We start from the raw sequence: 7901 nt of genomic DNA on the forward strand, positions 1-7901 counted from the left end.
CGGTCCGACAAACGCTCGCCCGCAGGCGACTTGACCTGCCCCACCCTCGCCACACCACAACCAACGAGCGCAGGGCATCTAAGTCACCGGCATTGGGGCTAGGGGCGGCCGGCCTGGGCGAACTGCTCGACGATGGCGGCGCAGGAGGCCGGCAAGTCGTCGGGCGACCCGCTCGAGGTGAACTGGCCGTCGATGGCAGCCTCCTTGTCGGTGACCTCGGCTCCTGCATGGCGTAGATCCGTGCGGTGCTCGGCCACGAGGTGAGTCGGCGTCCGCGCACGTCATCGGCCTCCACAAGGGTCCACGGGCCGTGGCAGATGTGGCCACGGACATGCGTCGCCATCAGTCATCCTGGTCGGACTCCGGCTGCCGTCGGTCGATGCCGGTGGTACGGAACCGGCTGCGGTAGCCGCCCGGCGAGACTCCGAGGTTGCGGCGGAAGATCCGTCTCATCGTCTCCGGGGAGCCGAAGCCGGCACGCCGTGCGACGGACTCCTGGCTCGCATCGCCGGTCACCAGGAGAAGCTTGGCCGCTTCCAGCCGGGTCTGTTCCACGTAGCGGGCCGGCGTCATGCGCACCTCGTCGCGGAACATCCGCGCCAGGTGGCGTTCGCTCACCGCGGCGCGGGTGGCCATGGCGGCAGTCGAGTGGTCCGCGGCCGGTTCGAGGACCACTGAGTCCAGGACCTGGCGCAGGCCGCGCGTGGTGGGGGCGCCCGCCTCGGACCAGACGCTGAACTGGGCCTGGCCGCCGGGCCGTTGCAGGAAGACGACCATCCATCGGGCGACCTTGCGGGCGACGTCGGTGCCGTAGTCGTTCTCGACGATGGCCAGAGCCATGTCGGTGCCCGCACTGATGCCGGCACCGGTCACGAAGGGGCCGTCCTGGACGAAGAGGGCATCCGGATCCACCTCGATGCGCGGGTATTCCCGGGCGAGCCGCGCACAGTGCGCCCAGTGGGTCGTCGCTCGGCGTCCGTCCAGCATCCCGAGGGCTGCCAGCACGAACGCCCCGGTGCAGACGGAGGCGATCCGCGATGCCCGGGGCGCCAACTCCTGGACCATCGCCAGTGCTTCGGGAACCGTGTCCGGGGTCAGCTCCTCCGGTATGTCGTGCGTGCCCGAGGCGAAGGTGAAGTCGGCGGGTACACCTCCCGGCACCAGGAGGGTGTCGATGGAGCCGGGAGCGTCACTCACCGGAAAATCCGCGCTCAGCCGGGTGAACGCGGTCGTTCCGACCGGTTGCCCCGTGGGCGAGACCAGCAGCACCCGGTAACGGGCCCCGAAGTCGTTGGCCCGGGCGAAGATCTCCAGCGGCGCCGCCACGTCCTGCAGCGTGACCTTGTCGTACAGGACGAACACCATCGTTCGTTCGGTGCCGCGATCCGTGGCCTCGACAGTCCGGTTCATACTCCGACCTCCTCCAGGGGACCGCGAGTCCTGCCCTCGTGTCCGAAAGCGTGGCTCGCGTGTCCGTTGCAGCCCTTGGCCCGTGCCCCGTCAGGCGGGAACGTGGGAGCCGAGCAAATCACCCGGCCCGGTATCCGCCGCTCCGGGTTCCCGGAGATACCAAGTAAGAAATACTAACCGCACGAAGACCTGTTTGGTCCAGTGTCCATATTGACCTTGCAGCCTCCCGTGGCCTCATCGACAGGCCTGGGCGGCTTTTTCTGCGTTGACACCACAAAACCGCCCCCGTCAATTCCGGACATCATTTATTCAGTCATCGTTAACTTGAACGAAACACGATAGCCGGAACCTATTGGTGTCTCACCGCACCAGAGCCGACACAATCGGCATCGACGGTACTTGCTGTCAAGTGGCCCTCTGCCAGGGCGTATGTGGCAGCAGGAGCTGAAGAAGCACGGATATCCACGTCGAGTCAAAGGACAAGACGTACCGCATTCGGCGCCAATAACCGGGCCTTGCGCGACGCTTTCACGCCACGGTTTCCCATTCCCTTCCGCCCCTCAGTGGGTCAATTTTCGCCTGCCCACGCTCGGGCATAAATTCCGCCGGTTCATTAGAACTCGACGTCAGAGGAGTGTTTTAGCCATGCGCCAGCTAAATGCTTTGTCCATCAGTATCGGCGTACTCGGAGGAGTCGCCACGCTGATGACCGCGACCGTCCTGACCATTCCGGTCTGGGTCATCTTCATCGCCTGGGCCTCCTTCTTCATCCTCGGAGCCGGCACCGACGGCTTGGTGCGGTCGATCGCCTCGAACCTGACCGGCATTGTCATCGCCTCGCTGACGCTGCTGGTCATCCACGCGCTGGGCGGCGGCACCACCATCGCAGCCGTCACCGTGGGTGTCGGCAGTGCCGCCATGGTGCAGGCGTCGAAGCTTTCCCTGCTCTCGAAACTCCCGGCCATCGTGTGGGGATTCGCCTCCACGGTGGGCACGGTGGCCGCCACCGGGCACGACATCACCACCACATCCCTCAGCAACCCGGCGCTCGTCGCGGCGCTGGCCATGGCCCTGGGCGCAGTCTTCGGCATCGCCTCGGAGTACTGGGGAGCCGCGATGACCGCACGTCCGGCCGCTGAGCCGACCCCGGAAGGACAGTCATGAAGCTGCAGCACCACCTGGGTGGCCTGGAAAATCTCGGTCCCGTCACCTACGAACCCCGCGTCTTCGTCGAGGACTGGGAGCAGCGCATCTTCGGCATCCACGTAGCGATGATGGGACTCAGCGCCCATCTCGGCGATGCCGTGCCCCAGTACCCGATCGAGGACGTTCCCACCTCCTTCTCCTCAGTCTGGACCTGGGCGGACCTGCGCAAGGGCGCCGAGGCCATGCACCCCTTCGCCTACTTCCAGTACCGCTACTACGAGAAGTGGCTCGGCGGCATCGGCGGGTTCTTCGTCTCCCAGGGCTACATCACCGCGGAGGAGCTGGAGGCGAAGGCCGCGGAGTATCTCCAGGCTCCGGGACTCGACCTGCCCGAGGGTGGGGACGAACGCATCGACGACCAGGTCATGCGCTACCTGCGTGAGGGCGACTCCCCCCGCCAGGGGCCGGCCGACTCTCCGGCTTTCGCCGTCGGTGACCGGGTGACCGTCAAGGACGTGCCGCCCACCGAACACACCCGGCTGCCGGGCAATCTGCGCGGCCGCACCGGCACCGTGGAGCGCGTCTTCGAAGGCGACTACGGCTACTTCTGCTCCACCGGGCCCGACGGCATCGGCGAGCCGATGCCCGTCTACGCCGTCCGCTTCGAACCGACCGACATCTGGGGAGAACTCGCCGAACCCGGTGCCGTGCTCTACGGCGAGCTCTACCAGACCTACCTCACCCACGCGATGGAGGAACAGCAGTGACCGTGCAGTTCGGCTACCCCGAGGACCGCGAAGCCCACAGCGCCGCCCGCGTAAGGGCGTTGGAAGCCCTGCTCATCGAGAAGGGGGTGATCACCGACGCCACCGTCGACAAGGTCCTCGGCTACTTCGAGGCCGACATGACGCCGCTCAACGGAGCCAAGATCGTCGCCCGCGCCTGGACCGACGCGGAGTTCGCGGAACGACTCGTCAAGGACACGCCGGCCGCCGTCGCGGAACTCGACCTCCCCGTCGGCATGGACGGCGCCGAAGGCGAACACCTGCAAGCAGTGGCCAACACCCCCGGCGTGCACAACCTGGTCATCTGCACCCTCTGCTCCTGCTTCCCCTGGCCCGTGCTCGGCCTCCCTCCGTACTGGTACAAGGACCCGACCTTCCGCGCCCGCGCCGCCCGGGAACCCCGTGTGGTGCTCAAGGAGACCGGCCTGGACCTCGACCCGTCCGTCGAACTGCGCGTCTGGGACAGCAGCGGTCATTCTCGCTGGTTCGTCGTTCCGCAACGGCCCGCCGGATCCGACGGCATGACCGAGGAACAGCTCGCCGCCCTGGTCACCACCGAATCGATGATCGGCATCGCCGAGGTTCCCTCCCCCGTCGCCTGAGCCGCACCCGGAGACCAGAGAAAGGCAGTCCTATGGAGGCCACCGCCCCCGCCTCGCCCCTGCATGACACCTGCGTCACCGACATGAACGCGCCCACCTTCGACGCCGACTGGCAGCGCCGGGCGTTCGGCGTCGCCGTCGCCCTGTCGGAGTTCGGTCACTACCCCTGGGACGCGTTCCAGCAGCGGCTCATCCACGCCATCGGCGAATGGGAGGCCGCCTCGGCGACCGAGCAGGGCAACTGGCAGTACTACGAGCACTGGCTCGCCGCACTCGAACGCGTACTGGTCGATCACGATCTGGTCGCCGAGGACGAGATGCGTGCCCTGCTCGGGGCGTAACCCGTTCCCACGCCCGCACCACCAGGACGACCGTTCCGTCCCGTCCGCCAGGGCCGCACCCGTCAATCGCTCACGACCAGCGGGTGCGGCCCGCCCCCTCTCACCGCCGATGACGGCACCGCGCGGTGCCCCCTGCCAAGGATGTGTGTGTGACCACAACGACCATCACCGCCGGCCGATGGAGCCGCGCCGAACGGCTGCGCATCACGGGCATCGTCGGCGTCATCGCCGCCCTGCACGTCATCGGATGGAGCCTGTACCTCTTCTACGCCCGCGGCCCGGCCGGCGCCGGGGCCTTCGCCGGCGCCGGAACCCTCGCCTACACACTCGGCATGCGGCACGCCTTCGACGCCGACCACATCGCCGCCATCGACGACACCACCAGACTGATGATGCAACGCGGACGCAGACCCGTCGGCGTGGGCTTCTTCTTCGCCATGGGCCACTCCACGGTGGTCCTCGCCCTCGCCCTCGTCGTCGCGCTCGCCGCGGGCGCCGCCGGCTCGGGCATCGGCACCTTCCGTCATGTCGGAGGCCTGGTCTCCCAGATCGTCGCCATGCTGTTCCTGCTGCTCGTCGCCGTGCTCAACCTCATGGTGCTGACAGGCATTGTCGCCCTGTGGCGGCGTATGACGCAGGGCCGGCTCGACCAGGGCGAGCTCGAGCAGCAGCTGCTCAACCGAGGCCTGATGAACCGGATCCTCGGCCACCGCGCCCGCGGGCTGATCCGTTCGTCATGGCACATGTACCCGGTCGGCATCCTCTTCGGCCTCGGCCTGGAAACCGCCAGCGAGATCACCCTGCTCTCCTTGTCGGCCAGTGCCGCCACCCACGGGTCCGGCCTGCCCACCCTCGCAGTGCTCTCCCTCCCGTTGCTCTTCGCCGCGGGAATGAGCGCCTTCGACACCGCCGACAGCATGCTGATGACCCGCCTGTACACGTGGGCTTACCGCAGCCCCGCCCGCAGGCTCTACTACAACATCGCCACCACCGGCATGACCGTGGCCGTGGCCGCGTTCATCGCCAGCGTCTACATCGCGGGGTTCGTCACCGACGCCACCGGAGCCAGGGGACTCCTCAGCACCTACGCCTCCCTCGCCGACCACTTCGAACTGCTCGGCTACATCGTGGTCGCCATCTTCACGGTCTCCTGGCTCATCGCCGCCGCCATCTGGCGCTACCGCGGACTCGCCGAGAAGTACGGCAACCGGCGAGATGCCGGCGAGGAGATACACCACCGGTCCTGACTGCCTGGGGCAGCGTCACCTGTGGGGCACACCGCTTCCGCTCCGCCCGCCCCGAAGCCCGGCCCGCCGGGACGGGCTGGTGCTCATAGGTGTAGTACGCCAGCAGCACACGCAACTGCCCCGCGGTAACCTCGATGCCGCGTGACACGCTGGCCCCGTCCAGCAGGTCCGTCCGGCGGTAGTAGGGGGCTACACCGGCGACGATTCCGGCGCAGACAGCATGGCGGGGAAGCCGATAACGATGGTTCCGGCGCTGGGGACCAGCTGCTTCTTGTCGCCGTACGGTGGTCGTTTTCGATCCACCAGGGTCCCCATATGAGGGCGGCGATGAAGAGGGCTGCGCGGGCTGGTGCTGTGGCCCAGATCCACCAGGGGCGCCGACCGGTGGCGGGCTGCTGCTGGTCGCTCATGGGGCATGATGTCCGCGTCCGGCGGGCGGGATGCCGGGAACAGCGCTGCCCAGAGGAAGAGCTGAGGTTTTCGGGTGCGTTCGACTTGCCTGATCGCGGGTGCGGTGGTCGCTCACGCGGGCCGCGTCCTCCTGATCCGCCGTACCTTCTCGGCTGGCGCCCTGCTGTGGACGTTCCCCTCGGGGAAGGTCGAGCCGGACGAGTCGGCTGCGAGGGCTGCAGCCCGGGAGGCCGGGGAGGAGGCGGGCATCGCGGTCGAGCCGCTGGTGGTGCTGGGGAGTCGGGTACATCCCGCGACGGGCTGGCGGGTGGTGTACGTGGCGTGCCAGCTGCTGGCGGGCGAGGCACACGCGGCGAGCCCGCGGGAGGTGGCGGAGGTGGCGTGGGTGCCGCCGGCGAGGCTGGCCGAGTACGTACCGGGCGGCGTTTACCCGCCGGTGCAGGCGTGGTTGGAGGCCGTCGGCTCGCCGTGGTCGAACCGTTTGGGTGATCGGCGCTAACGCGGTGCCCCTCTTTTGACGGTCACGGCGTCAGCCCGGCACGGACAAGGTTGAACTCGACCCGTTGATCGGCATCGACGCGGCGTGTCCGCTGGCCGGCGTCAAGCCCGCCGCGATCAAGTCGTGGGCCACGAAGGATCGGATCTTGCCCCCGTGGATGCTCTCGGAGACCGAGGCAAAAAACGCTATCGGACCAGCGGCGGGCTCGAAGCCATGAAGATCAGGGGCATTCGGTCCCCGCTGGATGCCCAACTTCCTTTCCGCAGCAAGCGTCAGCGCCGGCGACGGCGGAAGCTTCATCCGAGTGCGCGGCTTGTGCCAGAAAGGTCGGCTCCTGGGAGAGCTGCGGGCGCAGATGGAGCCTTTTGAAGGGAAGAAGGCCAAGCTGAAAGAGATCGCAAGGCTGGCACTCAGCGCCTCATGGGCGACACGCGATCTGACCGGACACCGTGCGCCCCGGCTGGGCGCACCGTCGCGTCAGGGCGTGTCTCGCGGTTCGTCCCGCTGGCGATGCTGGTCGTTCCAGGCTTTGGCGAGTTCGCTGAGTGCGTCGCTTACACGGGTGAAGCGTGGGCAAGGTACTTGGCAATCGCCTCCCCAGAGGGGTCGGTTTGAGCGGTGACGTATTCGCCTCGTCGGCGTGGCCATGGCAGCCGTGATCTCGTGTTGTCCCTCCCGGTCGAGGCGGACATCATGCCCCACCTGGGCGTCTACACCGCCTGTTCAGCCGCCGCCTGTGGGTCGCGTGCGTCGGCTGTTGCCGTGGGTTGTCTCGGCTGCCGTTCCGTGCCTGAGTGACCGCAGGTGTCCCGTCTGGTTCGCGCCCTGTCGGGTTGACCGTTGTCCTGCGGACTCTGTCGGTATGGGCGATTTCGGCGAGGCTGCCGTTGGGTTCAACAAGGCGTATTGGGATCAGCGCGAGGTGATCGAGGATCGGGCGGAGGCTTTGCGTGTGGGAGCGACGGCTCCTGCCCCGCCGGCGCCGCCCGTCTGTCCGGAGTGCGGGCTGACGGCGGATCGGTTCCCGACATATTCGGAGGCGTGGGTTCTGCTCGAGCCACTGGACCCCGTTGAGGTGCTGCCGTCGCACTTCGTGCCGCCGGGGCAGCGATGGATGGTCGACGAGAATGGCGTTGCCTGGAACGCGAGGCATGCCGAGCCGGCGCGGGGTGCGGTGTGCCGGATAGCGCACCGCTTGGCGTGCCCGGGGCTGGCGCCGGTCGGTCTGTGGCGGTGGCTGACCGCGGTGCGGGAGGAGAACGCCCGTAAGGCGCAGCGATTGTTCAACCCGCCACGGCTGCCGGACCCGCCGAGCGTGGCCGAGACGGCCGGCGCGTAGGCGCAGCAGAAGGCCCCCGCTCTGGAGCTTAGGTTCTAGCGATCGTCGCAACACCCCCAGTTCAAGGGGTTGCGATGTTCGAGATCCGCAAGACCCGGACGGTGGCTCAGGGCCGCAGGAA

General features: G+C 67.9%; 8 protein-coding genes and 1 pseudogene. 7 read left to right on the forward strand and 2 right to left on the reverse strand.

The features are described from left to right. Nucleotides 1-98: 98 nt before the first annotated feature. Together ACZ5XS_RS45475 and ACZ5XS_RS45480 are read right to left on the reverse strand one after the other, a co-directional pair. Nucleotides 99-319: pseudogene (locus ACZ5XS_RS45475) on the reverse strand (DJ-1/PfpI family protein); the annotation flags it as partial. 23 nt (nt 320-342) lie between these two features. Beyond that, nucleotides 343-1410: a GlxA family transcriptional regulator gene (locus ACZ5XS_RS45480; protein ID WP_468661595.1), complete on the reverse strand. Its 1068-nt coding sequence runs from the start codon at nt 1408-1410 to the stop codon at nt 343-345. A 645-nt stretch (nt 1411-2055) separates the two neighbouring features. On the opposite strand from ACZ5XS_RS45480, the gene ACZ5XS_RS45485 reads away from it, so the two are divergent. The 7 genes from ACZ5XS_RS45485 to ACZ5XS_RS45515 all read left to right on the forward strand — a co-directional run bounded on the left by ACZ5XS_RS45485 (nt 2056) and on the right by ACZ5XS_RS45515 (nt 7780). Further along, nucleotides 2056-2574, forward strand: coding sequence for a DUF1097 domain-containing protein (locus ACZ5XS_RS45485; protein ID WP_468661596.1), 519 nt, complete (start codon nt 2056-2058; stop codon nt 2572-2574). Then, complete coding sequence (gene nthB, locus ACZ5XS_RS45490; protein WP_468661597.1) at nt 2571-3323, forward strand: nitrile hydratase subunit beta; 753 nt, start codon at nt 2571-2573, stop codon at nt 3321-3323. The genes ACZ5XS_RS45485 and nthB overlap by 4 nt, the downstream gene beginning before the upstream one ends. Beyond that, nucleotides 3320-3943 carry a nitrile hydratase subunit alpha gene (gene nthA / locus ACZ5XS_RS45495; protein ID WP_468661598.1) on the forward strand — a complete coding sequence of 208 codons (624 nt, stop codon included), beginning with the start codon at nt 3320-3322 and terminating at the stop codon, nt 3941-3943. Before nthB ends, nthA begins: the two co-directional genes overlap by 4 nt. Nucleotides 3944-3975: 32 nt before the next feature. Further along, nucleotides 3976-4284, forward strand: coding sequence for a nitrile hydratase accessory protein (locus tag ACZ5XS_RS45500; RefSeq protein ID WP_468661599.1), 309 nt, complete (start codon nt 3976-3978; stop codon nt 4282-4284). A gap of 149 nt (nt 4285-4433) precedes the next feature. Further along, complete coding sequence (locus tag ACZ5XS_RS45505) at nt 4434-5531, forward strand: HoxN/HupN/NixA family nickel/cobalt transporter (protein ID WP_468661600.1); 1098 nt, start codon at nt 4434-4436, stop codon at nt 5529-5531. 484 nt (nt 5532-6015) lie between these two features. Further along, on the forward strand, nt 6016-6441 hold the full coding sequence (locus tag ACZ5XS_RS45510; RefSeq protein ID WP_468661601.1) for an NUDIX hydrolase: 426 nt from the start codon (nt 6016-6018) through the stop codon (nt 6439-6441). Nucleotides 6442-7303: 862 nt separating this feature from the next. Continuing rightward, complete coding sequence (locus tag ACZ5XS_RS45515) at nt 7304-7780, forward strand: DUF6083 domain-containing protein (RefSeq protein WP_468661602.1); 477 nt, start codon at nt 7304-7306, stop codon at nt 7778-7780. Nucleotides 7781-7901: the final 121 nt, after the last annotated feature.

The sequence above is a fragment of the Streptomyces sp. NPDC033131 genome (genome assembly GCF_055578365.1).

Excerpts from the sequence above, each read along its gene's own strand:
- ACZ5XS_RS45480 (WP_468661595.1), bottom strand. The coding sequence starts at position 1,410 with ATGAACCGGACTGTCGAGGCCACGGATCGCGGCACCGAACGAACGATG.
- ACZ5XS_RS45485 (WP_468661596.1), top strand. The coding sequence starts at position 2,056 with ATGCGCCAGCTAAATGCTTTGTCCATCAGTATCGGCGTACTCGGAGGA.
- nthB (WP_468661597.1), top strand. The coding sequence starts at position 2,571 with ATGAAGCTGCAGCACCACCTGGGTGGCCTGGAAAATCTCGGTCCCGTC.
- ACZ5XS_RS45500 (WP_468661599.1), top strand. The coding sequence starts at position 3,976 with ATGGAGGCCACCGCCCCCGCCTCGCCCCTGCATGACACCTGCGTCACC.
- ACZ5XS_RS45515 (WP_468661602.1), top strand. The coding sequence starts at position 7,304 with ATGGGCGATTTCGGCGAGGCTGCCGTTGGGTTCAACAAGGCGTATTGG.